This is a genomic window from Burkholderia sp. BCC1988, assembly GCF_905339895.1.
GTDB lineage: Bacteria > Pseudomonadota > Gammaproteobacteria > Burkholderiales > Burkholderiaceae > Burkholderia.
In genome coordinates this window covers 235,819-257,471 of sequence record NZ_CAJPHA010000009.1, presented here as the reverse complement: position 1 = coordinate 257,471, position 21,653 = coordinate 235,819, and the positions used below count along the sequence as shown (strand labels likewise).

Genomic DNA, 21,653 nt, shown 5'->3' with positions numbered 1-21,653 from the left:
TCAATCCTCGTCGGAAGTTTTGCCGATCGCTTCCGCAAGCGTTTTCTTCGCGTCGATCAGGCGGTCAATTGGGAATTCGGCACCATCGAGTAAATCGAGCCACAGGCGCTCGGCGCCGCCGCGCCTGTGGATAAGTCGCTTGTTGTTCGGGTGAGTGAAGCGGCTGCGGAAGAACGCGTCTTCGAACGGCCTGATGCTGTTCATGTCGATCCGCTCGGGAGTCGGCACGTTGCCGGTGCAGATCAGGCCGTCTTCCCAAACGTTGTAATACGGGGCGTTGTACAGCCGCGTCGCCGGGCCTGGACGGGCGTTTTCGCGCAGCGCGAACACGGACCAGTCGTCTCGGTCGACGATGAACACGAGCGCCGGGTGATTGGCGTCGCCGGCGCGCTCGCCGATCGCGTCCTTCGTCTGAAACCAGACATGCCGCTTGCACGCGGGCACCCACCATGCGAGCTTGTTCGGACCAAGGTAGATCACGCGGTCGTGCACGAAGCCGCGGTAACTGGTCTTGCGCGCGGCAATTTCGGCGATGTCGGCGAGCGCCTCGAGCGTGACCGGCGTACCGGCGAGAAGCATCGGCTTTCCGTCGACGACGCGCGCGGGATGGCGCGTGGCATAGATTCGCGAGCTCGTGCGCGACTTGTAGAAGAGAAACCCGGAATCCAGCTCGAGCTCGTCGTCGCCTTCTTGGCTGATCGTGACGGTCTTCATACGCGCACCATGATTCGGGAGAGTTGACGTTCATGCGCCTCGAACAGCGCGAGAACCCGTTCGACGGCCTTCGCGAGCAGCGCGCTTGACTCCATCGCCTTCAACCAGTTCGCAAAGTCGTCGCCGACAACCTGCAGCGGAGTGACAGACCCTGCGGTGACGTAATCTCCATCGGCCGCATGGTGCAGGAAGTCATCGACCACACGCGTGATTTCGTCGTCGTCACTCCACCGGACAAGCAGAGCAAAATCGATGGGCTCGGCGCCGATGTCCTCGCTACGGAGGTCGGCGAACGGGCCATAGAAGCGGACGATGTTCCAGAGCGCGTCCATCGCATCGACGACTTCCTGCGCGTAGTCGTCGCGCTTCGCGGCGAGCCGCACCTGTCGGTGCGTCAGAACGCGCTTCGGGCGTGCGACCCATTCCGGCATTGCTGCGAAGAACTGGGCGCGCGTGAAGACGTCGGTTACCGATTTGAGCTCGTCCACCGACTTGACGTCGTAGCAGGCCATCATTTCCTCGAGTGCCACCGACTCATCGGCCTCGCCATACCAATACATGTACTCGGCTATCCCCAATGCGTAGCTCGGGGTGATGGAGGTGGGCAACATGCGAAACGCGTCGTAAAGCGTTGCCAGCACGGTTTGCCCGAGGCCGGCGCGGACATTTTCGAGGGCTTGTATTCCGTCTCGAATGTAGACGTGGCGGCATGACACCGGCCCATCCGTCGTCCGGATCGATGCCCACAAGGTGTCGGGCGGGCTGTGGTAGCCGTAGAAGCATCCATCGGGTGTCGGATCGATGTGAAGTTGCCAGTCGAAATACCGCATGCCGTCGGTGATTTGCGTCCACCGGCGGGAAAGTGCGCGGGAGGCGAGCTCGAGTTCGTGCTTCGGCCGCTCTTCCAGATCCGCGTCGGTGATGACGCGCGTATCCAGCAGCGAGAGCGTCAGTTCGCGCGCGAAGGTGCGCCCGACGCCGATCGTGTAGCTGGCAGGCACATCGTCGAGCGCGGGAATGGCAAGCGGCGCGAAACTCACGGCAGCACCGGCATGTGGTTGATCGGAAGCGTCAGGCGAGTGCCGCTGACCGGTGACGTTGCTGCGAGCATGAATCGGCGCATCGGATCGACTGACGCGTCGGTCGGCGAGATTAGGTTCTCGGCGGCCTTGCGCAGCGTTCCGCCAACCAGCTCGGCGCGCAGCTGCTCGAGCGTCATGGCCGCACCCTTCGTGCCGACCGCCCGACGGAACGTATACACGTTGCGATTGCCGACGACTTCCGGCCCCTCGATTTCGGCGTTCACGATCTCCGGATAGGTGTTGCCGTAGAAGTCGCGTACTTGCTGCAGGCTGAAGGCCGGCGACGGATCGGTGAGGCGCGCGCCGTTGTAGCGGAATTCGCGGATGAGCGTTTCGGTTTGCATGTCACGTCCTCAGAGAATGTCGATGCCGTCGTCGTCGTCGGCCGCCGCAGGAGCAGCGTCGGTCGTTGTGGCGGCCGGGGGCGTATTGCCGTCGCCCGTTTGGGACGTTGCGGCTTCGCCGTCCCTGGTTTCCAGCAGGGACGTTTGGCGCGGGTCGACTTCCGGTGCGCCGTCGCTGGGGGCGCCAGTTCCAGCGTCCGCGGCGGGGCCGTCGGTGCCGCTCGGGGTGGGCGCCTGCGGCTTCGGCTTCCGGCCCGGCTTTCCTCTGGTCGGAGCCGGGAGAGCCTTGGGCGCGTCGGTGTCAGCATTCGCTGCGCTGGCGGCGCGCGCCTGCTCAAGCACCGATTGCGAGCCGGGCGCGTAGATCTGCACCGCCTCTGCGAAGTCGCGATCGAGCTCTTCGGGGGAAGCGAGCAGCGACAGCGGGTAGAGCGTCTGTTCAGCTTTTTCGTCTTTCGACTTCGGCATGACGTTGACGCGCAACTGATCGCCCTCGGCGACGACCAGGATCGTCAGCGAGGCGTTTTGCGCGAGCGGATAAAGCGACGTGAAAAGTGACATGATTTCCTCGGTGTAGGAGCTTGAGATCAGGCAGCAACAGGGTCGTAGTTGCGGTCGGCGAAATCCGGATCGCCCGGAAACCGTTCGGATCCGTCGCTACGCAACCAGCAAAACAGGGAGCCACGGCGGTGGGGGAACCAGTAGCCCGCACAATCGCAGCGCATCTTTCTCGTGTCGCGCCGATTCATCCAGCCGTCGACGCGGTAACTGCGCCGCCCGCAGCAGCTGCATTGCGGTGGCTTGGTGTAATCGGTCAAGCGCTTGGGAAGGCATCGACGCGTTGCGCAATGCCGGCATCGGACGTGACAGCGCATGGTTGGAATAAAAAGGGCCGCTCACCAACGGGGGCAAGCGAGCGGCCAACGGGGACTATTCGAAATCGCCGGCTGCGCGATCCTTGCCGCTGACCGTGGCGAGACGCATCCGCGGCGGCGGGCGCCAGCCGGACGGCCTGGCATCGTGTCGCTGATGAGCCCATCCGCCACGATCAATCCGAGCGCGGCATCGGGCGAGCGCGAGGGCGACCATGCACGGCGGATCGTTGCCGGGTGAACCGCTGCAGCCCAGCTCAACGAGTTCACGGGCGAGCACTTCAGCGTCGACGGTAATTTCGTGAGCCGGCACGCGAGCGGCACGGGCATTCATACGGCACCTGCGGTAATCGACGCCGCCAGACCCATCCCATCGGAATCGGGTGCTGCGGCATAGGCAAGCAGGAAGGCGACAGCGAACCCGAAAATCATGGCGAGTAGCGGGTGTCGATCAAAGAAGGAACCTTCGTCTCGTTTCATCGCGGCACCTTGAGGTCGGCGAGTAGGGATTTGATGCTGCGGCGGGCTTGCTCGAGCGACTGCGCTTGCTGGGCCGCGTTCAGGGCACGTCCGAGTGCGTCAAGCTGGCCGGCGTGGTAGCGGCGCTCGGCGGCAGCGTGGTCGGGCAGTGCAGTTTTGCTGTTCGGACGCTTGCTCATGCCGCGCCCCCGGCGCGCAATGCAACGCAGACCAGCCAGAAAATCCCGATTGCGATTCCGTAGGCGCCCACCGTGGCGATTGCTCGCAAGCGGCGGCGAGGGAACGGACAGGCACGGAGAAGGGCGTTATCGCCCTTGGTACGTAGGAATACAAAATTAATTATTTGCATGTCGTTCCCGTTCTGGTTGAATTGATCAGATCAGTTGCCCTCAAGGGCGCGCACTCGGGTAGGTGCTGCTGCGCTGGGTCGATGGATGCGGAGGATCCGCGACCGAATGCGCGCTCTTGAGGGTTCGGGTTCCCATTTGGCGCCGATGCACTATCCTCAAGAGAGGTGGGTGCGCCACATTGCCGTATTGATCAAGAATCGGTTCTTGTCAGACGTAAATGCGCGGAGACATGACGCTCGCCAAATTGAGTATTGGCGGTAGCGGTTGGCCGGGACGGGGCCGGTATTAGGCTGGGAATTTGTATGCGAATTGATCCCTTACCCCCGATGCAATCCCTCGTATACTTCGAGGCGGCGGCTCGACATGGCAGCTTCAAAGGCGCCGCCAAGGAACTCAGTGTCACCCAAGGGGCTATCAGCAAACAGATAGGCAAGCTTGAGAGCTATCTGCAGACGCCCCTTTTCATACGCATGCCGAACGCACTAGATTTGACCGACGAAGGTCGAAAGTACGTGCGAGATATCAGGGGGCTACTTGGCCACACCTCGCAAGTCACTGCGGCGCTCATGAATAGCCCAAAGGCGATGGCCATCACGATCTTGTGCGATGAGGAGATGGCGCATCTATGGCTCGGGCCAAATCTACCGAAGTTTTGTCGGGAGAATCCAGACATCGCGGTGCGTATCGTCGTCCGCAAAGGGATGGACGTCTTCACCGCCAGTGAATTTGACCTCGGGCTCTTCTACCTTGGAGATAGAGAGAAGATCCCTCAAGGCCTAACGCAGGAAAAAATTATTACCGGACGATTTGGAGTTTATTGCTCGCCATCCTATCTTGGCGGAAAGCTTCTTCAGCCTGGCGAATTGGTGAACAAAACCCTGCTCGTCGACGACGACGTTCTTCATTTGACTCATTGGCAAACGTGGTTCCAGGTCAATAACGTCAATGACCCAGTACACAGCCGCATGATTCGAGCGAATAGCTATCCGCTATTGGTCAACATGGCAATTGCCGGGCATGGGGTAATCGTTGGTTTTGACTACCTATACTCGCGTCTCGTTGGGACTGGCGAACTCGTCCTTGCGAGCGAAGCTACTGCCGATTTCGGCGGAAGCTATTACATCGTGCATCCCCTCGACTGCCGCCGGTCGCCGTCCGCGATGAAGCTCTTCAATTGGCTGGTAGGGATTTTCCGACAGAAACTCCCTACTGTTTAGAATTCCAGGATATTCCAAAAACGAGATCTTACACAGAGAATATTTCGTGCTAGGAATTTTCGAATATGCAATACCATTACTCCCCAGGGAGCAGCGCTCCCGATACAGCACAAACGGATTGGGGAGCATATGCAAGGGCACGCGGAACAACACAGCATCGTCCACGGTGAATCAATCGACGATTCGTACAACGGAGTTTCCGCCCGTGCTGACGCTTGCTCGCTCAACGACGGAGAACGCTTGATGCTCGTCGCACCGGCCCGGCTACACCCGGTCATGCCGGCTCCGGACTCGGTGCGAGGTTTGTGCCGATTACGACGCCATCGACACGTATTGCTGGCTGTCTTGCGTCAGGCTCGTTCGGGTCTTGCATACCGCCGCGGCCTTCCGCAGCGTCCGTCCTGATTCACGACGCAGATCGCGCCGGCCGGTTTCCCCGGCTTACCTTCGGTTGTTAAAGAGCGTTCCGCTTGCGCGGTGGCGCAGCGAGTGGTGCTGCGTTGGAGTGAACTATCACATACGTGATTATGAATGTCAACACAAACGTGATTTTGATGGGGAGCGGGTGCGGCGATCTCTGACGATGCTCGTAAAAGGCCTCTGGATTTAGGGGTAGGATACTGTATGGATATACAGTGGTTTGATTGGTTGGGGCGGAACGGTGATGAAAGGGAACTTGAGAGCAAAGCTCCGGTGCAGGCCGGGGGACCTGGCGCGGATTAGAAAGGCATGGAACGGATTGCTGGAGGGGAGGCTCGTACTCGTACGGCACTCGTACAGCGAAACCGAATGGTTGGTACGGGTGCTTGATGGGCCCGCGTTTGGATTAAGCGAAGATCGCAGGCGCTATGTCGTCACACAAACTCTGATTGCTGACGATTGGGCGTTGGAGCCGTTGGGCAGGGAGCCTCAACCGCCAAACGCAGACGCTGTCACGGATTCAGTCGCCCAATAGGTTCATTTTCCTCAGGAAGCATCCTGAGCATCAAGTTGAAGGTCTGGGCTGGCTCGCCCGCCCTGTCGGCGGCGAGAACCGCGTCGATGAGTGCTCGGGCCGCTTCGCTTGCAGCCTCGACGGCTGAATCGTAGTTCGGGGATTGGTCGCCACCCGGCTGGGGTTTGCCTTTCCCCTCCGCGAGCCACAGAGAATCTACACCCAAGGCGGCCGCGATTTGCGGCAGCCGTCGGGCGCTCTGACGAGTCCCGGCCTCCAAGTTCCCGATCGTCGATTGGGAAACCCCGGCCTTATCACCCAACTGTTCTTGAGATAGGTGCGCTTGGGTCCTCGCCCACTTAAGTCGGTCTGCAAGAGTGTACATATCACAATCGTAATTGAACGGCTCATCTCATTTGTGTTGACTGGCGAAAACACAAATGTGATACTTGGGCATGGACATCCAAAAATCCGTCGCGGACCTTCTGAATTCCGGCCTCACGCAGGCGCAGCTCGCTGCGTTGGTCCCTTGCTCGCAATCGCTAATTTCCGCCTTGCTGAACGGGACCAGAGGGTCGCGGGCCTCGTTTCGAATCGTGGACAAGCTGACGAAGCTGCATCGGTCCCGAGTTGAGCTCACTCAACAGCAGGAGATCGCGTGAAATCGTTACGGTCGATTCATGCTCTCGGCAAGCCGAGTGAACTCGTCGTACGACGTGGCGCCGGAGAGGAACCTCTCTTTGCAGACGCGACATTCCCGCCCGTTGACCGCACCCATGTAGAAAGTCGGCTGGAGCGTGGATTTGATCCCTTTGCTTTCGAAGCACGGCTGGCAGAGGTAGTGCGTGGCGTCCGGCGTAGTTGGCGGGAGTTCTCCGCTCGGTACTGCGGAAGTCTTGCGCTGGTACGCGCGAAGGCCGTTTCCGATGTCGACCAAGTGGTATTCACGCCGGTCATCGAGGGCCTGCTCCATTTCTCGCAGCTTCTGGATGGTTTCGAAATGCTCTTGCTGTGCCCGGAACAACTCAGCCTGCTGCGCAAAGAGACTGTCCTGTGCCTTGAGGATCTGGTCGTTGAGCTGACTCACGATTGCTGCCATCTCATTGAAATCGCGGACAGCAAGGGCAGCTTTACCAAACTCGCGGGCCATGCCCAATGAGGCGAAGGCGGCATTGATAAGCGAAAGATCCATGAGGGTTCCTTCAGAGATGAAAGTGGAAAAGGTTTGTGTGAGAGCTGCTGATTCTACGGCGAGAGCCGGAACCCTCGCCCCGCAACAACAGGAGATCGCATGATGGCTCGTGACCTGCTCCCTGAGCATGGAGACGCATGTCGTCGAATTTTTGAACAGTGCGAGCTGTTTTGGGCCGCATTTGTCGGCCCGCGGCAACCGGCCTCCTTGCGCGATTCAAACGTGGGCTATCGGGTCACGTTTCGCACCAAGGAGGCTTGGGATGAGTATTGGGCGTTGGAGTTGGGGAAGTTTAGTGGACGCCCCCGGACCGAAAGTGAGGTGCGCAGACGCCAAGAGCTGTTCCGTGACGCCGAGCTGTTTCAACAAGAGCTAGATCGCCGGGTTCAGTAACCGTGGATTCTTCGATTTCTTGTGCTTCGACGACATTGAGGACTTTCCAGTGTTCGGCATTCAGATCGGCGGCGAGCCTGCGTTGCACTTCATAGGGATCATCGCCGAACGCAAATGCTCGAATGCGAACGAAAGGCGCGTTGCGGACGGCCGGATCGGGATGCTCGGGGCGCGCTTCAACGTCGTAGATAAAGGCGTACAGGTTCATCGGCAGGTTTGATTGAGTCATGCGTATCCCCTTTATGGGTGGTTGAAGAGGTGAGAGTCAACGATCGTCGCATAGAGGTGGATACGCATTCCCTAAATAATGTCAGGACAGTTTTTTGGTTGTTGACAGGTATTTGAAACGAGTGGTCGCAATTTCAGTTTAAGCAACAAAATGGACGATTGTTCATCACGTCGATTCGTTGTCGGTTGAGTCAGTGGCATCAGGTTACGTGACGTGACCTTCAAGGTCATTCAGGAAGTTTTGAACGGAGTTGCATCGCAATGAGCACGATTGAAGTGGTCCGCAAGCCGAGCATTGAGCGGGCTTTCCGGGAGGCGCTGAGTGATCCGCGCAGCCGCGGGCCGGTTGCCGACGCGCTCGGATGGGACGACTCGCAGGTCAGTCGTTTCTTGTCCGGCCAACTCGGCATTCCCATCAACAAGATCGACGCCGGCATCGCGTCGCTCGAGCTGCGCGTCGTATCGCGCGAATACCTGGATGGTTTGTCGACGATGAGCAAGGTGGGCGTGAACTGTCACTGCGCACGAGAAGGGTTCGGCGAGTGCGGCGGCCGGTGGTGATGTAAGGGCGGGGTTCCGTCAAAAGCGCTTTCGCGGCGAGCGCTTTTGCATTGAATTAGTAATCCTATTTTTATAGTGAATATCTTGCGATTCGAGCGAAGGGCGAGCGAGGCTGACTATGCGATTCCTCTTTGAACGCGCGGCATTCCGCGCAGGTTGGCATGCCGCGCGCGCCGGTACTCCCTTCCATGAAAACCCGTTCGTCCGTGGCGCGCTCGCTCGTTTCGAGCGGCAGTGGGCTTGCGGCTGGGCAGCGGCGAACGACTATCCGGGCAGCTTTCGCGATTGGGAGTACTTCGGCGGGATGTTTCTGGCCGCGCACGTGCGGGAGGCCGCGTGACGGCAATCACGTATCGGCGATGCGGTACTGCACATCGGCGACTGCCGCGTGGCGCTTACGCAGATCGATACCGCATCGGTGGATGCGATCGTCCGAATACGGGCTTTGTGAATAGGCCCCGTGCATAGGAGCAGCAATGGCAAAAAACAGTATTGACGTCTACGGCGCGAAGGGAAAGGGCAACGCGCTCGACTTCGATCCGGACACACTTGTTCTCGTAACCGATCCGACCCATCCGCTTTTTGACGAGCGCGTCCACTGGCCGGTCGACGAGAGCATGGTCCGCAACATCATGTTTCAAGGCGTGATTCAGCCGATCGAAGTGACGAAGGATCCGGAGACCGGTGAAGTGCAGGTTGTTACCGGGCGGCAGCGCGTGAAGGCGGCCCGAGAGGCGAATCGGCGCCTCGTCGATCGCGGGCAACCGCAGATCACGGTGCCGGGGATCGTTCGGCGTCTCGGGCGCAACGAGCGTGCTTCCGTGTTGTCAGCACGGGTTGCAAGCGAGAACGCAATTCGCCAACAGGAGACACCGCTCACGACGGCCGCGAAGATGGCGCGCCAACTGAGCATGCGGTCCGAGGATGACGTTGCAATCCTGTTCGGCTGCAACGTCCAGACTGTCCGGGCGACGGTCGCGCTGCTCGAATGCTGCGAAGCGGTTCAGAAGGCCGTCGACGCGGGGCAGATCAACGTTACGCACGCGCGGAAGCTCGCGAAGCTCGAACCGGTCGAGCAGCGGGAGAAGGTGCGCGAGCTCGTCGCGGCCGGCGAGGGTAAGACTGGTCATGCGCGTTCGCGTGCGCAGCGGGCAGTCGTCGACAACGGGACGCCGCGGGTGCGTTCCCGCAAAGAGATCACGACGGAACTCGAGCAGGCGACAGGCGAGCGCGCAGCGGCGCTTCGATGGGTGCTCGGTATCGAAGTCGCTGACGCTGCGACCGGGGGCACGGCTGCATGAGGCAAATTGAAGAATTGTCGCGCGCTCTGGGCCAGGCCGGGTCGGTATCTGTCACCGATGCAGTGGCATCAGAGCCCGGCGCGGCGGCCGACGTGTACGTGCAACGTGCCGGGCGCCGTTGTATTTCGTGCGGCTCGACCACGGACGACCGCGGCGAACTGCCGTGCGGGCATTGAGGCTACGGTCATGAGCACGATGATCATGTCTCAATGCTGGCCGCTTGGCGGAATGTCGATCGCGCAGAAAGCGGTGCTGATTTCGCTCGCGGATAACGCGAACGATCAGGGCGTTTGCTGGCCGTCAATTCCGACCATCGCGAAACGCGTGTGTGCGTCCGATCGCGCGGTGCAGAACGCGATCAAGTGGCTTGAGTTGGCCGGGATTGTTGCTGCGAACCGGACGAACGGCCGGCATACGAGCTACACGATAACCCCCGCAGCATATTCACCCCCGAAGGATATTCACCCCGGCACCAAATGCACCGGCGAAGGAAATGCACCCGCGAACACCGTGCACCACACCCCCGCGGGAGATTCGGGGGACCCCGGCACGGCGTTCACCCCACCCCCGAACGAGGTGCCGTCTAACCGTCAAGAACCTCCAATGGAACCGTCAGGGAACCGTCAACCTGCGCGGCGTGCGCCGCGAGTTGCGTTGCATGCCGAACTGCGAGCGGTCGAATTGCCCGCTTGGCTGCCGTCGGACGCATGGCTCGACTGGTGCGAACACCGGGAGGCGAAAGCGGCGGACAAGTCGGCGCCATGGGCGCACGCGACGGCGAAAGTCTCGATCAAGCGGCTGACGAAGCTCCGTGACGGTGGACACGATCCCGTTGCTTGCATCGACGAGGCCGTGCTGCGCGGCTGGACCGGGCTTTTCCCGGCGAAGGCCGATCCGGCTGCCGCGTCGTCGACGTCGGGCGGCTCTGTCCCGCCGGACTGGTGGAAGACCGCGCCGGGAATCCGCGAGCGTGGCAAGCAGCTCGGCGTCGAGGAAAGGCCGAATCAGGTGTTCGAGCAGTACAAGGCGCGCGTGTTCAAGGCGGCCGGTCCGGGCGAATGGATGGAGGACATGCTGCGGACGGTCGGTCGCGAGAGCGAGGAACGCTACGACGCCCTGTACGCGTTCTTCAACGACATTCCGCGTGAACCGGGCCAGCAATGACGGCGCAGGCGTGTCTCGATCGGTTCCTGGCCGCAGTGCGCGACGCGCGCGCGGGCCGAAATGGTAAGGCGCGTGCGCTGATCTCGTCGGTGCGCGAGCGGCACGGTGATGCGGCGGCGGAGATTGCACGTCGTGAGCTGCGGAAATACGTCGATAGCGGGAAGAGGGCATGACGAAGCGAACAACCTGGCCTATGCGGATCGACACTGATGCGAAGACCGTAGGAACGGCACGAGTGCGGGATAGCTGGGCCGTGGGCCGCAGCTCGGCGGCGCGACAGATCATGCGGCAGACCGGCGTGCAGCCGCCGTCGGAGTTCGACGACATCGCGGACGGCATCGGTGCGCCCGCGATTGCCTCGAGCATCGCGCGTTCGGCGCACGTCGCAGCTGAGATTGGCGTGCCGGCGCCGCTTTCGAAGGCGATCGCGAATCTGACGAAGCCGGCCGCCGCGCCGAAGTACCGCAACAGGAAGTGCGAACACGACGGCATTCGGTTCGACAGCGAGAAAGAGCGGGCGCGGTATTTCGAGCTCGTGCGAATGCAGGCGGCCGGCTTGATCCGGGATTTGCGGCTTCAGATTCCGTTCGTGCTGACGGAGCGCATGCAGCGGGACGACGGAAGATGGGAGCGCGCGTCGAAGTACGTGGCCGATTTCGTCTACGTCGACTGCGAGACGGGAAAGCAGGTGGTCGAGGATGTGAAGTCGCCGATCACGCGGAAGAACCCGACCTATGTGCAGAAGCGGAAAGACATGTTGGCCGTGCACAAAATTTCGATAAGGGAGGTGTGATGGAAGGCAAGCGCCCGTGGCGAAAATGGAGCGAGCAGGAAGAGGCAGATCTTCGGCGCGTATGGGTGGCCAACGGCCCGATGAAACAGTACCTAGACCTGTTCAATGGCCGGCGCGTCGAAGCCGTTTTGACGCACGGTTTGCAGATCGGCTTGGGCGTTCGACCGAACCGGAACGCGCGAGTCCGTGATCCGAACGCATCGGCGATCCTGCGAGTGCTGGCACAAGGTCCGATGGAGTCGCTCGAGTTGTCGGCGAAAACCGGGATCTCGCGCCGCACCGTCATGAAGCATCTGAAGGTGTTGCACGCAGCTGGCCAGGTCCACATCGCGCGGTGGGAGCGATTCTGCGCAAGCGGGTACCCGGCACGCGTCTATGCCGTGGGCAAGCGCAAGGATGCACCTCGCCCGGCGGTGCGTACGCCGGGGCAGAAATTCCGCGATCGCATGACGTACCTGCGAGAAAACCAGCCGGACGAGTACATGCGCGTGATGGTGCGGCGGCGCGCGAATGCCGCGAAGCGTACCGGCACCGCACAACGTGACATCGCAGCGCGGGCGCTGTTCGGGACGGCGGCAGCATGAGGAAGAAATTCACGCTCGGAACGCTCATCGCTGCAATGAAACCCGGCATTCGCTACACAGCGCATGAACTGGCTGCGTTGACGGAGATGCCGGTATCGACGATCCGCAACTTGCTCGGCAGTGATCCGGCAATCACGCGGCTCGACGTCAAAACCATACAGAGCGCGCGTCGCTACTCGATTGCGGGAACGTGCGGCGGGCCAGCACGGCCGGATACGCGAGTCGGTCCGAATCTGACCAGCACTCTCGCCGGCTATCAGCAATCGTTGGATGCGCGTGCATCCCTTGCGATGTTGGTGCGGCGGTGCGGCTGATGAAGCGCTCCGGTTTCGGTCCGCGCAAGAAGCCGCTCGCGCGCGGTTCATGGTCCCGAAAAAGCTCACCGCTTCCGGAGCAGGCACCGCGGAAGGTGGCGATGAAGCGCAGTGCGAAGCGGCCGACTGTCGCCGAAGGCTCGAAGTACTTGGCGGCTTGCCGCGGTGAGCCGTGCTATCTGCGCGTGCCAGGCGTCTGCCGCCTCAACCCGCTCGACGACACGGTGGTGCCGTGCCATTCGAACCAGGGGCGCCACGGGAAGGCCGGCAACCTGAAGGCGAAAAACGAATTCACTGTTCCGGGCTGCATGTGGTGTCACGCATGGACCGATCAGAACCGCGTCGGCACGCCGAAACAGGTCAAGTTCGACACGTGGGACCGGGCATACGAGGAATGGGCGCCTGTGCGCGCGCGAAAGATGGGTATCAATCAACCTGAACAGGAGGTGGTCTGAATGGAAATCGTATTACTTCTCGCGCTGAACTTCGGCATCAGCTGGTTCAACTGCTGGTCGGTTGGCGGCATCTGGAACGAGTCGAAAGCGCTCGGTGGCTTCGTCCGCCTGCTTGCGTGGTGCGGTGCCGTCCAATCGGCGATTGGCTTCAGCAGCGTAGGTGGCTTTGTTGCTGGGTACGCGCTGTACGCGACCGGCCATTTACCGGCGAGGGCTGCGACCGGAGCCATGTCGCTCTGGTACTTGCTCGTTATCGTCCCGCTAGTCGGTACGGGGCTGATCATCACCATTCAATCGTGGATCGTCGCATTCCGGACGCGCAGTCTGCTGGATATGGGAACGGCTGCGTACAACACCTTCGCGCAGATTCATAACATTGCGGGCGCCGTCGACGGCATTCCCAGCGCGCTCGATAGCGTGTCCAAGCTGTTCGATAGCAAGGACGACGATGGCGGCGCGGTTGCGCTGCTGGTGCTCGGGTTGGTGTGTTTCGCATTGGCGAGCGGCGTGGTCCTGACGGTTGTGCTGATCAAGCGCTATTCGGGGCGCCTGCCGCTTCCTGTCCGTCGACCGGAGGCAGCTTGAGGCTTGTCGTGAAGATGTCACTTCCGGCGACGCGCCATTGGCGCTTTTTCCGCGAGAGCTACCAAACGTTCGAATGCCGCGCGGTTCGCCTGCGCGGCCCGGTTCGCCGCGGCACTCCCGCGAAACCTGCGACGGCTTGGATCTATGCGGACGTGATCGTGCCGGACAAATACCGCGATCAGGCTGCGCCGCACGCATGGAATCCGGACGGAACGTATCCGGTTGAGGTGCCCGTGAATTGGAACGCGCGGACGTTGGCTCCGTTTCTCGTTCGAATGGACGCAGGCGAAACCGAGTTTGAAGTGGAGAACCAGAAATGACGCCGGCGAAATATCAAGCCGCCGTGAGCGGACTGTCTGCGATCGCGAAAAAAGTCCTCGATATGGTCCCGATTCAGGAGGCGTGGTCGCGTTCGGAGATTGCGGGTCATCTCTTGCGGGTAACGAAGAGCTCGCCGGACGCTGCGGTAATCGATGGGTGTCTTCGCCGACTGAAGGATGCCGGGCTGATTCGCGAACCGAGCCGCGGTCGCTATCAACGAATCGAAGTTAGAGAGAGGGAGGTATTGAAGGTGCCGGATCAAAGAACCGAACAAACTGCTGCGGCGGCCGATGAGCAGGCAGTTCTCCCGATCGATATCCTGTCGAAGATCGCCGAGCGCGCACGGTCGATAGCGACGGATCTCGTGATGCTCGCATCGGACATCGAGACGGCTGCGCTTACGATCGAGCAGGGCAATGCCGAGAACGCGGCCAACCTCGAAAAGCTGCGTCAATTTCAATCCATTCTGAAAAGCCTGGCATGAGCGCTGCCGCATGCATCTTATATAGCGACGTGCCCGAACGATTGATGATATCGGCGATCCGTCATCGCGACGGGGTGACGGAAGCGGATCTCATCGCGTTCGATGAATGCCCGTTCTCCGGCGAGATCACGGAGACGGAGCACGGCATGCAGATTTCGTTTCCGTGGCCGCGCAACCGGACGATGCGCCATGCCATAGGTGACTGGCTCACGCATCACGGCATCAGTTTCACAGTGGTGATGTGACGCTCCGAAATACTAGATGCCCCAATGGGACATGCCGCGAGGAAACGCAGAACATGAGCTGTACACGGAAATCAGATATTGAAACGCGGCTCGACAACTGGGCGCGCGCGCAGCGTAGTGGGCCGGGTGGCGGAGATGGAATGGTAGCGAACATCTACTTCCCATCGGTGCGAGGGGAAACCATCGATTCGTCGATTGACGTCAAGGATGCGGCAGCGGTTGAGACGGCAGTTCGTAAGCTGATACCGCTCGATCGGAAGATCCTGCAAATGCACTATGTGTGGCGTGCGTCACCCCCGGTCATCTGTCGACGTCTCGGATTGAAGGTTCGTCCGACGACAATTTTCGATCTCGCGCTCGCGCACGCGCGCCGAGCTGTGGAAGAGAAGTTGATCGAGCCGCGCCCGGTGTATGTCTCGATGCAGTCGATAGTTGACAAGATGAACAAGGGGCTTGCGGATTCAGATTAGGTCTACTAAAATTCGTAGAACAATTTGATTCCGGTATTTACCGAGTGACGCGGCCTGTTCCGGGCCGTCGCTCGTCTGAAGATAAGGCCCGCCACTGAGCGGGCTTTTTCGTTTTCACGCATGGCGATTGTCTGCGCTATCCCGTCTGTTGTGGCCGGGCTCTGGGGCGGCACAACACAGTCGCCAGTCGTGAGGGCGAAGCGCTTAGTGCTGACGGGCTGGCCGTCGCGCGGGCGCCAGTTGACGCCGGATACGTTTGTGGACACGCCTACCATGAAATACCTCTACTATCCCGACACCCTGCGTTATGCCGGGCAAGTGGATGACACGACGACGATTCCGTTTTGCCTCACGGTTGCGCCGCCGGCGAACACTGATCCGAATAGCGTTGTTGTGGCCGACGTCGCGAACAATGCGTGGATCGTTCGGCCACTGAACGTCGCGGAACTGGCTGATGTCCGGACGGCGAAACTGACGGATTTGGCGAACTCGTACGCACTCGCGACGCAGCAATCGGTGGGCTTCACAACGCAAGCCGGGGTGCAAAAGACGTATCAAGCGGATTCGCAGAGTGTCTCCAACCTGCAGGCGATGCTGATTGCATTTCAGGCGGCCGGCGCGACACCGCAAGGTTTCTATTGGGTGGCCGCCGACAATACGCAGGTGCCATTTACCTACGCTGATATGCAGGGGCTCGCGCAGGCGATCGGTGCGCAAGGCGCTGCTGCATTTCAGCGTCTCCAGTCGCTCAAGACGCAGGTGAGGTCTGCGGCGACATACTCGGCAATCCAAGCCGTAGCTTGGTAGGCAACGACGTCGACTTCAACCCGTTGAAAACCGCATGATCAAACTGGACGTGAAGAGCAGCTTCGAAAAGCTTGGCTTGAAATTCCGGATGTTCTCGCGCGATCTTCCGTATGCGACGTCCCAGGCACTCAATACCGTTGCGTTCGAGGCGCAAAAGTCGATTCGAACCGACACGCTACCCGGGACGTTCACGCTGCGGAACAAGCGCACGCAGAGCGGCATCGTCACGGAGAAGTCGACGAAACAGAATCTGACGGCGATTGTCGGCACGACCGACTGGTGGACTGCGCAGCAGACCGAAGACACAGCCCGCCATGCCGGCGACGAAGGCCGTGAGAGTGTCAAGGTGCATGGCAAGCCGTATCTTGCGATTCCTGTCGGCGGTGCGCCGGCCAAAGTCATTGCGAAAGGACAGCGTGCCAGCGCACTGATTGCGAAGGGTAAGGCGTTTGTCGTGCCATTGAAGTCGGGGCTCTACGCTGTTGTTACAGGCGAAGCCGGCGTCGGTCATGGAATCGTGCCGCTCTTCATTCTGAAGCCGCAGGTGAGTATCAAAGAGCGCCTGCATATGCAGCCGACGGTGGACGCCGTGATTCGGAAACGCTTCGATGAACGCCTGGCCGCTGAATTCGAACGCATCGCCCGCAAGGCGGCAGGCTAGAGCCGCCGTTCTCGCCGTGCTCCCGCGGGTCGGGGCCGCCGCCTGCGCCGCAGAAGGCTATATGAAAGGTAGTGCCGAAACGGCGCGGGTCCTTGCCGGCGCGATGGCAAACCGCGGGGAATGCTGCGACGCGCGATATTTAAGTAATTTTCGGTCCTGAAACGAGCCCAGTCACAATCACAAATAGTGCTATTGCGGATTTCGCAATAATCCGCAGCGCCTTTCTGCATGCGGACTGCAGCGATTTTCGACTTCGGGATTTGTTGGCGCATCCGGCCCTCAACCCCCTCAAGTTTGTGACTGAGAAAAAACAAGGTTTTGTGATGAGCGAGACGCCGAAGGTAGCGGAGCCGGACTTCGAGGTAACTGTCCATTGGCTTACAAAATTCGGCCCGTATTCGTCACGCGAGCAGGTGATCCGCCTCGTAGCTGATGGTGTAACCGTCAAATCCGGTCGGGGCCGCTACCTCGCGGGGCTGAGTCTGCGCAATCTTTGGCGGCGTGAGCTGGATAAGCAGGCCGCCGCCCAACTGGACGACAAAGACCCTTACAAGCAGGCGCAGATCGACAACCTGCGCAGCAAGACGCGCCGGAATGACCTCGATCTCGCCAAGCTTGAAGGCGAATTGATGTCCGTCGCGCAGCACGTCGAGCAGATGGCGGATCTGTCGAAATTCTTTGCCACCTTCCTTGACACGCTCCCGGACGTCCTGGAGCAATCGGCAGGGCTGTCCCCGGAGCAGGTGACCGAGCTTGCCCGCAAGATCGCGCATGTTCGCGGGGACCTGTACAAGAATGCCCTATCAATCGTTGTACCCGACAAACAACCTGTCGACGGGGCGGATGGAAGCGGCGGAGACGCTGGAAATCCTGCTCCCGCCAAAGCGGGACAAGGTAAGCGAAAGCGCAATAGCAAACCTGCGGATTAGCACCCCGGGCGGTTATGAGGGGCCGTGGGATCCCGAACGGACCCCCTACGTCGTGACGCCGATGGATTGCCTGACGCGGCGCGACCTCGAGGCCGTCATATTTGTCGGCGTCGCGCAGAGCGGCAAAACACAGAGTCTCGTCGAGGGATGGCTGGTCTACTCGGTCGTGGACGATCCGGCCGACATGATGATCGTGCTCGTCACACAGGACGACGGCAGAACCTTCAGTCGAAATCGTGTCGATCGGATGATCTACGCGAGCCCGGAGATGCGCGGTCGGCTGTCGCCGTTCGGACATGATGACAACGTGTTCGACAAGCGCTTCCGCGCCGGCAACATGGTGAGCCTCGGCTGGCCGACGCCCGGGAAGTTCCGCGCCAAAAACATCCCGCGGATGGCGCTGACCGATTACGACGGTTACCGGTGACGGCAGCTATCGGAGATGAACCGGTGACGCTGGTCGGTCATTCGCTCGGCGCGGCGATCGCCATCATGGCCGCCGTCGCGCTGACGCTGATCGGCCATGCCAAGGTCACCGTTTATGGGTTCGAGCCGCCACGAGTCAGTCCCGGCGTCGGTGTCCGGGCGGTGCTCGCGAAGGTGCCGGTGCGGCTGTTTCGCAACGGTAACGACGTCGTTACCGGGGTGCCGCTCGGCTGGAGTCACGCCGGCCTGCTGACACAGATCGGCAAGCCGAAGCTACCATTCCCGAACGTCGAAGATCACTTCATCGAGCGAGTGATCGAGGCGCTGTAAGGCCGCGTTCGAGCCGAAGTGCGACGAGGTGATCGGTGTGATATCAGAGCGGTCACGCGAAATAGAGCAGGGCGGCCAATACGGTGCAGGAAACACCGTGCCGGCCGCCTTTTCACTGGATGAGCAGCGAATCAGCCAAGGCCCTGCCACCTCTGCGGAGGCAACAAATATTATCAACCTGAAGTTGGCAATTCGCAATGAGCAATCCCATTATTCCTTGGCTTGGCGGCAAACGTCGTCTCGCCGACCAACTCCTCCCACTGTTCCCGCAGCACGAGTGCTACGTGGAGGTCTTCTGCGGCGGAGCCGCACTGTACTTTCTCCGGCCGGTGCCGGCGCCGGTCGAGGTGCTCAACGACATCAACGGCGAATTGGTGAACCTCTACCGAGTCGTGCAGCACCACCTCGAGGAATTCGTTCGACAGTTGAAATGGGCGATCTCGAGCCGGCAGGTGTTCAAGTGGCATCAGCAGGCGGTCCTGGAAACCCTCACTGATATTCAGCGAGCCGCGCGCTTCTACTACCTTCAGCATCACGCATTCGGCGGCAAGGTCGACGGACAGACATTCGGTACAGCGACGACCGCGCCATCGGTCAATCTGCTCAGAATCGAGGAAAGCCTGTCAGCCGCGCATTTGCGCCTGGCCGGCGCGCACGTCGACAACCTGCCGTGGCATGAGTGCATGTCCCGGTACGACCGGCCGCACACGTTTTTTTACTGCGACCCGCCGTACTGGAAAACCGAAGGCTACGGTGTGCCGTTTCCATTCGAAGAGTACGAGCGCATGGCCGCGTTCATGCGATCCTGCAAAGGTAAGGTGATGGTCAGCATCAACGACCATCCGGACATACGGCGCGCGTTCGATGGCTTTCCGATGCTCGGCCTGTCGATCAAGTACAGCATCGACAATAGGAATGGAGGGGCGTCGACGAGCCGCGAGCTGGTGATTACGAATTGGGAGCCCGGTACGCAGACCGACGGGCTTTTTTAGGGACGTCGGCTCTGTAGGAGGGGGGATCTCGGCCTCGTCGGCACCCTGACACTTGTTGATACTTGCCTCAGGAGTTCGGTGCTAGGGTGGTCTCCCTTTAAAGTTTAAGGAGGCCAGCAACATGATGCGGCGCTACCTATCTGTGGACGATCAACCGGAAACAGGAGGCGTGATCGAGCCGTATTCGGGGCCGCCGATCGGCTTTTACGGACACGCGCCGGCGAAGATCGGGGCGCGTTGCTACTGCAACGCCTGTAAGCACACCGGCTTGATTACCAAGGCTGGCGGATCGCGGCGGCATATCCACCACGGCACTGAACTCGCGCTCGACGGGGATATTCTGCTTTGTGCTTGCCCTAAGCCTCCTCGCATGGTCGCTCGTACAATCGCGACGGCATGGTTCGAGGACATGGGTGCAAAGCAGGGACAGCACGGAGACTACACCACGCTAGACTACGGCCAAACCACGGGTGAAGCATACGATCAGCACTTTCTCGTGAAGAGCGAGCGCACGGGCGCGCCGCTGATAGACATACCCTACAAAATCGTGTCTGAGGACGGACGAGAAATCGAGGGCCGTACAGATTCACTGGGCCGCACGCAAAAAGTAGCCGCGAACAGCGCAATAAGTGCGACCATTCACGTATTCGAAGAGCATGCACCGCTTGACCCGAACTGGGATCGATACCTATGACAGCGAAGAAAAAAATTATCAAAACGCACAAGGCCGCATTAACACCGAAGTCGAATACAACGCCAGCTGGTGTACAGGTAGACGATTCTGCGCGATTGCGCGAGATTCGTAATCTGGTTCGTGCGAACAATCGTTCAGTGCTCGACGAGAACATCGTCATCTGCCAGATTTACATGGAGTCTAGGTTCGACGCTAACGCTACTACCTCGGGAAGTAGCGCGAAGGGGCTCATGCAGATGACGACTGCAGCGGTTAAGCAAGTCTACAAGTACAGAATGCAAAGGACGCTCGGACACATGCCGAGCGATCCGCAGGTCCAGCAGGCATTTCAGGACGGAGCCACGATCCATAATGGCCCTCAGATATTCGACGGGGCAACCAACATCCAGCTCGGTACGGAATACATGCAATATTGGATCGATACATCGCCTTCTGTGGCGGATGCCTACAAGAAATATCGCGGCCTCGCGAATGGCATCTACTATCAAAAAATCAGTGCCTGCGCTGCCAAACTGAAGGCCGACCCGGAATCGATGCAAATTCTGCGTGACATGACCAAATGAAAATCCTGGCCCTTGCTCTTCTGTTGATCGCGAGCGTATCGATGGGTATGCCTGCACGAGCTAGCGATTCTATCCAGCTACGGCCGATTCTGTCGTGCACTCTTGCTGACGGAAGTACTGCCATCTTGGAGGCTCGATCGCACGGGCTGGATGGTGATGAGTTGTTCGTGCAGATCGATGACAAGATTGAGCGCGCATTCCTCGACATGCCGGATAGCGACTTTGTAGGCCGTGTTGTGATGTCGAAGTGCGTTGGCCAGACGCTCGTCTTTGCCCTTGAATACGGGTCGCCCTACCTGAAAGGCGTCGCTATTCGAGTGAACCCGCGCACTCACGCCAACGAACGCATCTATTTTGCGGAAAAGGCGCTGCCACGGTGGCTCTATTCGGGTGATCGGGAAATGTTAGTGGTGATGCCGAATACGGACAAGGGCACCGACAAGCGGTATATCGTGTACCGCTACGTAGCAGGAAAGGGACAACCCTCGGAGAGCACGCCGACCGACCGATTGCCGGTCCCGAAACGGCAACTCATTCCCATCAATTGATGGATCAGTTTCCGTGGGGGTTGTTTTCTGGCTTTTGACCCCCCAATATGCCAGTGCCGTCAATATCGATGGTACTACGGGAGAAATGCATGGCACTCTACTGCATTACGGCAGCAAATCACGATAATCCGAGCAACCACGTCGCTTCCAAATTCAAGTTGTGGCTGTGGGACACAGCAAATGAATCGTGGGCACCACAGTTGTCGCCTGCGACTGCGAAACAGGTTGTCGAACTGATCGAGAAGGGGAACGAGGTGATTACGGCCAAATATGACGGGAAGTCAATTTGGCGCGGGGCTCGAGTCGAGGTTGAACTTCGAATCGCGAAGAACGAAACCAAATATCCCATCAGTGAGATGCCGACGTTCTGAGATGAGAGGTAGGCTGCCGCTACTGCGGTAGCCTTTTTGCTACCTTCGATGCAGGAGTGCGGCCCTCGAAACATGCCTCGTAGTTGGCGTGCTTTTCGGAATGACCGGTCGCAAACCCTCGCCCGGCGGTGCACGAAACTCTGAAATCATTCCAACGAAATTTGTCTAGTTGTTTGATTTTAATGGGATTTCGTCGGTTGGCGTCTTGGATTGTGATTCCTGTTGTCGTGGGTTCGAGTCCCATCAGCC

At 60.0% G+C, this 21,653-nt stretch carries 34 protein-coding genes; 25 read left to right on the top strand and 9 right to left on the bottom strand.

The window, feature by feature from the left end:
- The 6 genes from U4012_RS15695 to U4012_RS15670 all read right to left on the bottom strand — a co-directional run bounded on the left by U4012_RS15695 (position 1) and on the right by U4012_RS15670 (position 3,671).
- Positions 1 to 714, bottom strand: a complete 714-nt coding sequence (locus U4012_RS15695) for a PRTRC system protein B (protein WP_321799759.1) — start codon at positions 712 to 714, stop codon at positions 1 to 3.
- Entirely contained in the window at positions 711 to 1,754 is a 1,044-nt protein-coding gene (locus tag U4012_RS15690; protein WP_321799757.1) for a PRTRC system protein F, read from the bottom strand. Before U4012_RS15690 ends, U4012_RS15695 begins: the two co-directional genes overlap by 4 nt.
- On the bottom strand, positions 1,751 to 2,140 hold the full coding sequence (locus U4012_RS15685) for a PRTRC system protein C (protein ID WP_321799755.1): 390 nt from the start codon (positions 2,138 to 2,140) through the stop codon (positions 1,751 to 1,753). Before U4012_RS15685 ends, U4012_RS15690 begins: the two co-directional genes overlap by 4 nt.
- A gap of 9 nt (positions 2,141 to 2,149) precedes the next feature.
- Positions 2,150 to 2,701, bottom strand: a complete 552-nt coding sequence (locus U4012_RS15680) for a PRTRC system protein E (protein ID WP_321799753.1) — start codon at positions 2,699 to 2,701, stop codon at positions 2,150 to 2,152.
- Between the two features lie 641 nt (positions 2,702 to 3,342).
- Complete coding sequence (locus U4012_RS15675; protein WP_321799751.1) at positions 3,343 to 3,492, bottom strand: hypothetical protein; 150 nt, start codon at positions 3,490 to 3,492, stop codon at positions 3,343 to 3,345.
- Positions 3,489 to 3,671, bottom strand: coding sequence for a hypothetical protein (locus tag U4012_RS15670; RefSeq protein WP_321799749.1), 183 nt, complete (start codon positions 3,669 to 3,671; stop codon positions 3,489 to 3,491). Before U4012_RS15670 ends, U4012_RS15675 begins: the two co-directional genes overlap by 4 nt.
- A 473-nt stretch (positions 3,672 to 4,144) precedes the next feature.
- On the opposite strand from U4012_RS15670, the gene U4012_RS15665 reads away from it, so the two are divergent.
- Complete coding sequence (locus tag U4012_RS15665; protein ID WP_321799746.1) at positions 4,145 to 5,059, top strand: LysR family transcriptional regulator; 915 nt, start codon at positions 4,145 to 4,147, stop codon at positions 5,057 to 5,059.
- A 932-nt stretch (positions 5,060 to 5,991) separates the two neighbouring features.
- On the opposite strand, the gene U4012_RS15660 is transcribed toward U4012_RS15665, so the two are convergent.
- Complete coding sequence (locus U4012_RS15660) at positions 5,992 to 6,378, bottom strand: helix-turn-helix transcriptional regulator (RefSeq protein WP_321799744.1); 387 nt, start codon at positions 6,376 to 6,378, stop codon at positions 5,992 to 5,994.
- Positions 6,379 to 6,448: 70 nt separating this feature from the next.
- Between U4012_RS15660 and U4012_RS35950 the strand changes: the two genes are divergently transcribed.
- The gene (locus tag U4012_RS35950; RefSeq protein WP_415750381.1) at positions 6,449 to 6,655 is read left to right on the top strand and encodes a helix-turn-helix domain-containing protein; all 207 of its coding nucleotides are present in this window, start codon (positions 6,449 to 6,451) and stop codon (positions 6,653 to 6,655) included.
- A 5-nt stretch (positions 6,656 to 6,660) separates the two neighbouring features.
- Here the strand turns inward: U4012_RS35950 and U4012_RS15655 are convergent, their stop codons facing one another.
- Positions 6,661 to 7,185 (bottom strand): hypothetical protein, encoded by a 525-nt coding sequence (locus tag U4012_RS15655; protein ID WP_321799742.1) that lies wholly within the window; start codon positions 7,183 to 7,185, stop codon positions 6,661 to 6,663.
- Positions 7,186 to 7,477: 292 nt separating this feature from the next.
- Positions 7,478 to 7,807 carry a hypothetical protein gene (locus tag U4012_RS15650; RefSeq protein WP_321799741.1) on the bottom strand — a complete coding sequence of 110 codons (330 nt, stop codon included), beginning with the start codon at positions 7,805 to 7,807 and terminating at the stop codon, positions 7,478 to 7,480.
- A gap of 260 nt (positions 7,808 to 8,067) precedes the next feature.
- Here U4012_RS15650 and U4012_RS15645 point away from each other — a divergent pair, with 260 nt between their 5' ends.
- The 23 genes from U4012_RS15645 (at position 8,068) to U4012_RS15535 (ending at position 21,404) form a co-directional block, all read left to right on the top strand.
- Positions 8,068 to 8,367, top strand: coding sequence for a DNA-binding protein (locus tag U4012_RS15645; RefSeq protein WP_321799740.1), 300 nt, complete (start codon positions 8,068 to 8,070; stop codon positions 8,365 to 8,367).
- Between the two features lie 118 nt (positions 8,368 to 8,485).
- Positions 8,486 to 8,707 carry a hypothetical protein gene (locus tag U4012_RS15640; RefSeq protein WP_321799738.1) on the top strand — a complete coding sequence of 74 codons (222 nt, stop codon included), beginning with the start codon at positions 8,486 to 8,488 and terminating at the stop codon, positions 8,705 to 8,707.
- Between the two features lie 136 nt (positions 8,708 to 8,843).
- On the top strand, positions 8,844 to 9,668 hold the full coding sequence (locus tag U4012_RS15635) for a ParB/RepB/Spo0J family partition protein (RefSeq protein ID WP_321799736.1): 825 nt from the start codon (positions 8,844 to 8,846) through the stop codon (positions 9,666 to 9,668).
- 186 nt (positions 9,669 to 9,854) lie between these two features.
- Complete coding sequence (locus tag U4012_RS15630) at positions 9,855 to 10,832, top strand: helix-turn-helix domain-containing protein (RefSeq protein WP_321799733.1); 978 nt, start codon at positions 9,855 to 9,857, stop codon at positions 10,830 to 10,832.
- A 193-nt stretch (positions 10,833 to 11,025) separates the two neighbouring features.
- Positions 11,026 to 11,625 (top strand): DUF1064 domain-containing protein, encoded by a 600-nt coding sequence (locus U4012_RS15625; protein WP_321799731.1) that lies wholly within the window; start codon positions 11,026 to 11,028, stop codon positions 11,623 to 11,625.
- Complete coding sequence (locus U4012_RS15620; protein ID WP_321799729.1) at positions 11,625 to 12,209, top strand: ArsR family transcriptional regulator; 585 nt, start codon at positions 11,625 to 11,627, stop codon at positions 12,207 to 12,209. Before U4012_RS15625 ends, U4012_RS15620 begins: the two co-directional genes overlap by 1 nt.
- Positions 12,206 to 12,523: a hypothetical protein gene (locus U4012_RS15615; RefSeq protein ID WP_321799728.1), complete on the top strand. Its 318-nt coding sequence runs from the start codon at positions 12,206 to 12,208 to the stop codon at positions 12,521 to 12,523. The genes U4012_RS15620 and U4012_RS15615 overlap by 4 nt, the downstream gene beginning before the upstream one ends.
- Positions 12,523 to 12,978, top strand: a complete 456-nt coding sequence (locus tag U4012_RS15610) for a nuclease domain-containing protein (RefSeq protein ID WP_321799726.1) — start codon at positions 12,523 to 12,525, stop codon at positions 12,976 to 12,978. The genes U4012_RS15615 and U4012_RS15610 overlap by 1 nt, the downstream gene beginning before the upstream one ends.
- Positions 12,979 to 13,563, top strand: a complete 585-nt coding sequence (locus tag U4012_RS15605) for a hypothetical protein (RefSeq protein WP_321799724.1) — start codon at positions 12,979 to 12,981, stop codon at positions 13,561 to 13,563. It begins immediately after the preceding gene.
- Between the two features lie 8 nt (positions 13,564 to 13,571).
- Positions 13,572 to 13,883, top strand: a complete 312-nt coding sequence (locus tag U4012_RS15600) for a hypothetical protein (RefSeq protein ID WP_321799722.1) — start codon at positions 13,572 to 13,574, stop codon at positions 13,881 to 13,883.
- A complete protein-coding gene (locus U4012_RS15595) occupies positions 13,880 to 14,368 on the top strand; it encodes a hypothetical protein (protein WP_321799720.1) in 489 nt (162 codons plus the stop codon). Before U4012_RS15600 ends, U4012_RS15595 begins: the two co-directional genes overlap by 4 nt.
- Entirely contained in the window at positions 14,365 to 14,613 is a 249-nt protein-coding gene (locus tag U4012_RS15590) for a phage portal protein (RefSeq protein WP_321799718.1), read from the top strand. Before U4012_RS15595 ends, U4012_RS15590 begins: the two co-directional genes overlap by 4 nt.
- A 53-nt stretch (positions 14,614 to 14,666) precedes the next feature.
- A complete protein-coding gene (locus U4012_RS15585; RefSeq protein ID WP_321799716.1) occupies positions 14,667 to 15,083 on the top strand; it encodes a hypothetical protein in 417 nt (138 codons plus the stop codon).
- Between the two features lie 273 nt (positions 15,084 to 15,356).
- A complete protein-coding gene (locus tag U4012_RS15580; protein WP_321799714.1) occupies positions 15,357 to 15,890 on the top strand; it encodes a DUF4376 domain-containing protein in 534 nt (177 codons plus the stop codon).
- A 34-nt stretch (positions 15,891 to 15,924) separates the two neighbouring features.
- Positions 15,925 to 16,551, top strand: a complete 627-nt coding sequence (locus U4012_RS15575; protein WP_321799712.1) for a hypothetical protein — start codon at positions 15,925 to 15,927, stop codon at positions 16,549 to 16,551.
- Positions 16,552 to 16,811: 260 nt separating this feature from the next.
- Positions 16,812 to 17,480, top strand: coding sequence for a hypothetical protein (locus U4012_RS15570; RefSeq protein WP_321799710.1), 669 nt, complete (start codon positions 16,812 to 16,814; stop codon positions 17,478 to 17,480).
- Positions 17,481 to 17,541: 61 nt separating this feature from the next.
- The gene (locus tag U4012_RS15565) at positions 17,542 to 17,907 is read left to right on the top strand and encodes a phage terminase large subunit family protein (RefSeq protein WP_321799809.1); all 366 of its coding nucleotides are present in this window, start codon (positions 17,542 to 17,544) and stop codon (positions 17,905 to 17,907) included.
- A 23-nt stretch (positions 17,908 to 17,930) separates the two neighbouring features.
- On the top strand, positions 17,931 to 18,236 hold the full coding sequence (locus tag U4012_RS15560; protein ID WP_321799709.1) for a lipase family protein: 306 nt from the start codon (positions 17,931 to 17,933) through the stop codon (positions 18,234 to 18,236).
- A 197-nt stretch (positions 18,237 to 18,433) separates the two neighbouring features.
- Positions 18,434 to 19,228: a DNA adenine methylase gene (locus U4012_RS15555; RefSeq protein WP_321799708.1), complete on the top strand. Its 795-nt coding sequence runs from the start codon at positions 18,434 to 18,436 to the stop codon at positions 19,226 to 19,228.
- Between the two features lie 121 nt (positions 19,229 to 19,349).
- Positions 19,350 to 19,922 (top strand): PAAR domain-containing protein, encoded by a 573-nt coding sequence (locus U4012_RS15550; RefSeq protein ID WP_321799706.1) that lies wholly within the window; start codon positions 19,350 to 19,352, stop codon positions 19,920 to 19,922.
- The gene (locus tag U4012_RS15545) at positions 19,919 to 20,485 is read left to right on the top strand and encodes a transglycosylase SLT domain-containing protein (RefSeq protein WP_321799704.1); all 567 of its coding nucleotides are present in this window, start codon (positions 19,919 to 19,921) and stop codon (positions 20,483 to 20,485) included. Before U4012_RS15550 ends, U4012_RS15545 begins: the two co-directional genes overlap by 4 nt.
- Positions 20,482 to 21,033 carry a hypothetical protein gene (locus U4012_RS15540; RefSeq protein ID WP_321799702.1) on the top strand — a complete coding sequence of 184 codons (552 nt, stop codon included), beginning with the start codon at positions 20,482 to 20,484 and terminating at the stop codon, positions 21,031 to 21,033. Before U4012_RS15545 ends, U4012_RS15540 begins: the two co-directional genes overlap by 4 nt.
- Before the next feature lie 89 nt (positions 21,034 to 21,122).
- Positions 21,123 to 21,404 (top strand): hypothetical protein, encoded by a 282-nt coding sequence (locus U4012_RS15535; protein ID WP_321799700.1) that lies wholly within the window; start codon positions 21,123 to 21,125, stop codon positions 21,402 to 21,404.
- The last annotated feature ends 249 nt before the right edge of the window (positions 21,405 to 21,653 follow it).

What these genes read in the sequence shown, in the direction of transcription:
- U4012_RS15540 (WP_321799702.1), top strand. Translation starts at nt 20,482, where the DNA reads ATGAAAATCCTGGCCCTTGCTCTTCTGTTGATCGCGAGCGTATCGATG.
- U4012_RS15685 (WP_321799755.1), bottom strand. Translation starts at nt 2,140, where the DNA reads ATGCAAACCGAAACGCTCATCCGCGAATTCCGCTACAACGGCGCGCGC.
- U4012_RS15630 (WP_321799733.1), top strand. Translation starts at nt 9,855, where the DNA reads ATGAGCACGATGATCATGTCTCAATGCTGGCCGCTTGGCGGAATGTCG.
- U4012_RS15590 (WP_321799718.1), top strand. Translation starts at nt 14,365, where the DNA reads ATGAGCGCTGCCGCATGCATCTTATATAGCGACGTGCCCGAACGATTG.
- U4012_RS15670 (WP_321799749.1), bottom strand. Translation starts at nt 3,671, where the DNA reads ATGAGCAAGCGTCCGAACAGCAAAACTGCACTGCCCGACCACGCTGCC.
- U4012_RS15545 (WP_321799704.1), top strand. Translation starts at nt 19,919, where the DNA reads ATGACAGCGAAGAAAAAAATTATCAAAACGCACAAGGCCGCATTAACA.
- U4012_RS15555 (WP_321799708.1), top strand. Translation starts at nt 18,434, where the DNA reads ATGAGCAATCCCATTATTCCTTGGCTTGGCGGCAAACGTCGTCTCGCC.
- U4012_RS15640 (WP_321799738.1), top strand. Translation starts at nt 8,486, where the DNA reads ATGCGATTCCTCTTTGAACGCGCGGCATTCCGCGCAGGTTGGCATGCC.
- U4012_RS15550 (WP_321799706.1), top strand. Translation starts at nt 19,350, where the DNA reads ATGATGCGGCGCTACCTATCTGTGGACGATCAACCGGAAACAGGAGGC.
- U4012_RS15605 (WP_321799724.1), top strand. Translation starts at nt 12,979, where the DNA reads ATGGAAATCGTATTACTTCTCGCGCTGAACTTCGGCATCAGCTGGTTC.
- U4012_RS15565 (WP_321799809.1), top strand. Translation starts at nt 17,542, where the DNA reads ATGGATTGCCTGACGCGGCGCGACCTCGAGGCCGTCATATTTGTCGGC.
- U4012_RS15535 (WP_321799700.1), top strand. Translation starts at nt 21,123, where the DNA reads ATGGCACTCTACTGCATTACGGCAGCAAATCACGATAATCCGAGCAAC.
- U4012_RS15695 (WP_321799759.1), bottom strand. Translation starts at nt 714, where the DNA reads ATGAAGACCGTCACGATCAGCCAAGAAGGCGACGACGAGCTCGAGCTG.
- U4012_RS15650 (WP_321799741.1), bottom strand. Translation starts at nt 7,807, where the DNA reads ATGACTCAATCAAACCTGCCGATGAACCTGTACGCCTTTATCTACGAC.
- U4012_RS15625 (WP_321799731.1), top strand. Translation starts at nt 11,026, where the DNA reads ATGCGGATCGACACTGATGCGAAGACCGTAGGAACGGCACGAGTGCGG.
- U4012_RS15665 (WP_321799746.1), top strand. Translation starts at nt 4,145, where the DNA reads ATGCGAATTGATCCCTTACCCCCGATGCAATCCCTCGTATACTTCGAG.
- U4012_RS15645 (WP_321799740.1), top strand. Translation starts at nt 8,068, where the DNA reads ATGAGCACGATTGAAGTGGTCCGCAAGCCGAGCATTGAGCGGGCTTTC.
- U4012_RS15675 (WP_321799751.1), bottom strand. Translation starts at nt 3,492, where the DNA reads ATGAAACGAGACGAAGGTTCCTTCTTTGATCGACACCCGCTACTCGCC.
- U4012_RS15580 (WP_321799714.1), top strand. Translation starts at nt 15,357, where the DNA reads ATGAAATACCTCTACTATCCCGACACCCTGCGTTATGCCGGGCAAGTG.
- U4012_RS15635 (WP_321799736.1), top strand. Translation starts at nt 8,844, where the DNA reads ATGGCAAAAAACAGTATTGACGTCTACGGCGCGAAGGGAAAGGGCAAC.
- U4012_RS15610 (WP_321799726.1), top strand. Translation starts at nt 12,523, where the DNA reads ATGAAGCGCTCCGGTTTCGGTCCGCGCAAGAAGCCGCTCGCGCGCGGT.
- U4012_RS15620 (WP_321799729.1), top strand. Translation starts at nt 11,625, where the DNA reads ATGGAAGGCAAGCGCCCGTGGCGAAAATGGAGCGAGCAGGAAGAGGCA.
- U4012_RS15655 (WP_321799742.1), bottom strand. Translation starts at nt 7,185, where the DNA reads ATGGATCTTTCGCTTATCAATGCCGCCTTCGCCTCATTGGGCATGGCC.
- U4012_RS15575 (WP_321799712.1), top strand. Translation starts at nt 15,925, where the DNA reads ATGATCAAACTGGACGTGAAGAGCAGCTTCGAAAAGCTTGGCTTGAAA.
- U4012_RS15615 (WP_321799728.1), top strand. Translation starts at nt 12,206, where the DNA reads ATGAGGAAGAAATTCACGCTCGGAACGCTCATCGCTGCAATGAAACCC.
- U4012_RS15660 (WP_321799744.1), bottom strand. Translation starts at nt 6,378, where the DNA reads ATGTACACTCTTGCAGACCGACTTAAGTGGGCGAGGACCCAAGCGCAC.
- U4012_RS15585 (WP_321799716.1), top strand. Translation starts at nt 14,667, where the DNA reads ATGAGCTGTACACGGAAATCAGATATTGAAACGCGGCTCGACAACTGG.
- U4012_RS15680 (WP_321799753.1), bottom strand. Translation starts at nt 2,701, where the DNA reads ATGTCACTTTTCACGTCGCTTTATCCGCTCGCGCAAAACGCCTCGCTG.
- U4012_RS35950 (WP_415750381.1), top strand. Translation starts at nt 6,449, where the DNA reads ATGGACATCCAAAAATCCGTCGCGGACCTTCTGAATTCCGGCCTCACG.
- U4012_RS15595 (WP_321799720.1), top strand. Translation starts at nt 13,880, where the DNA reads ATGACGCCGGCGAAATATCAAGCCGCCGTGAGCGGACTGTCTGCGATC.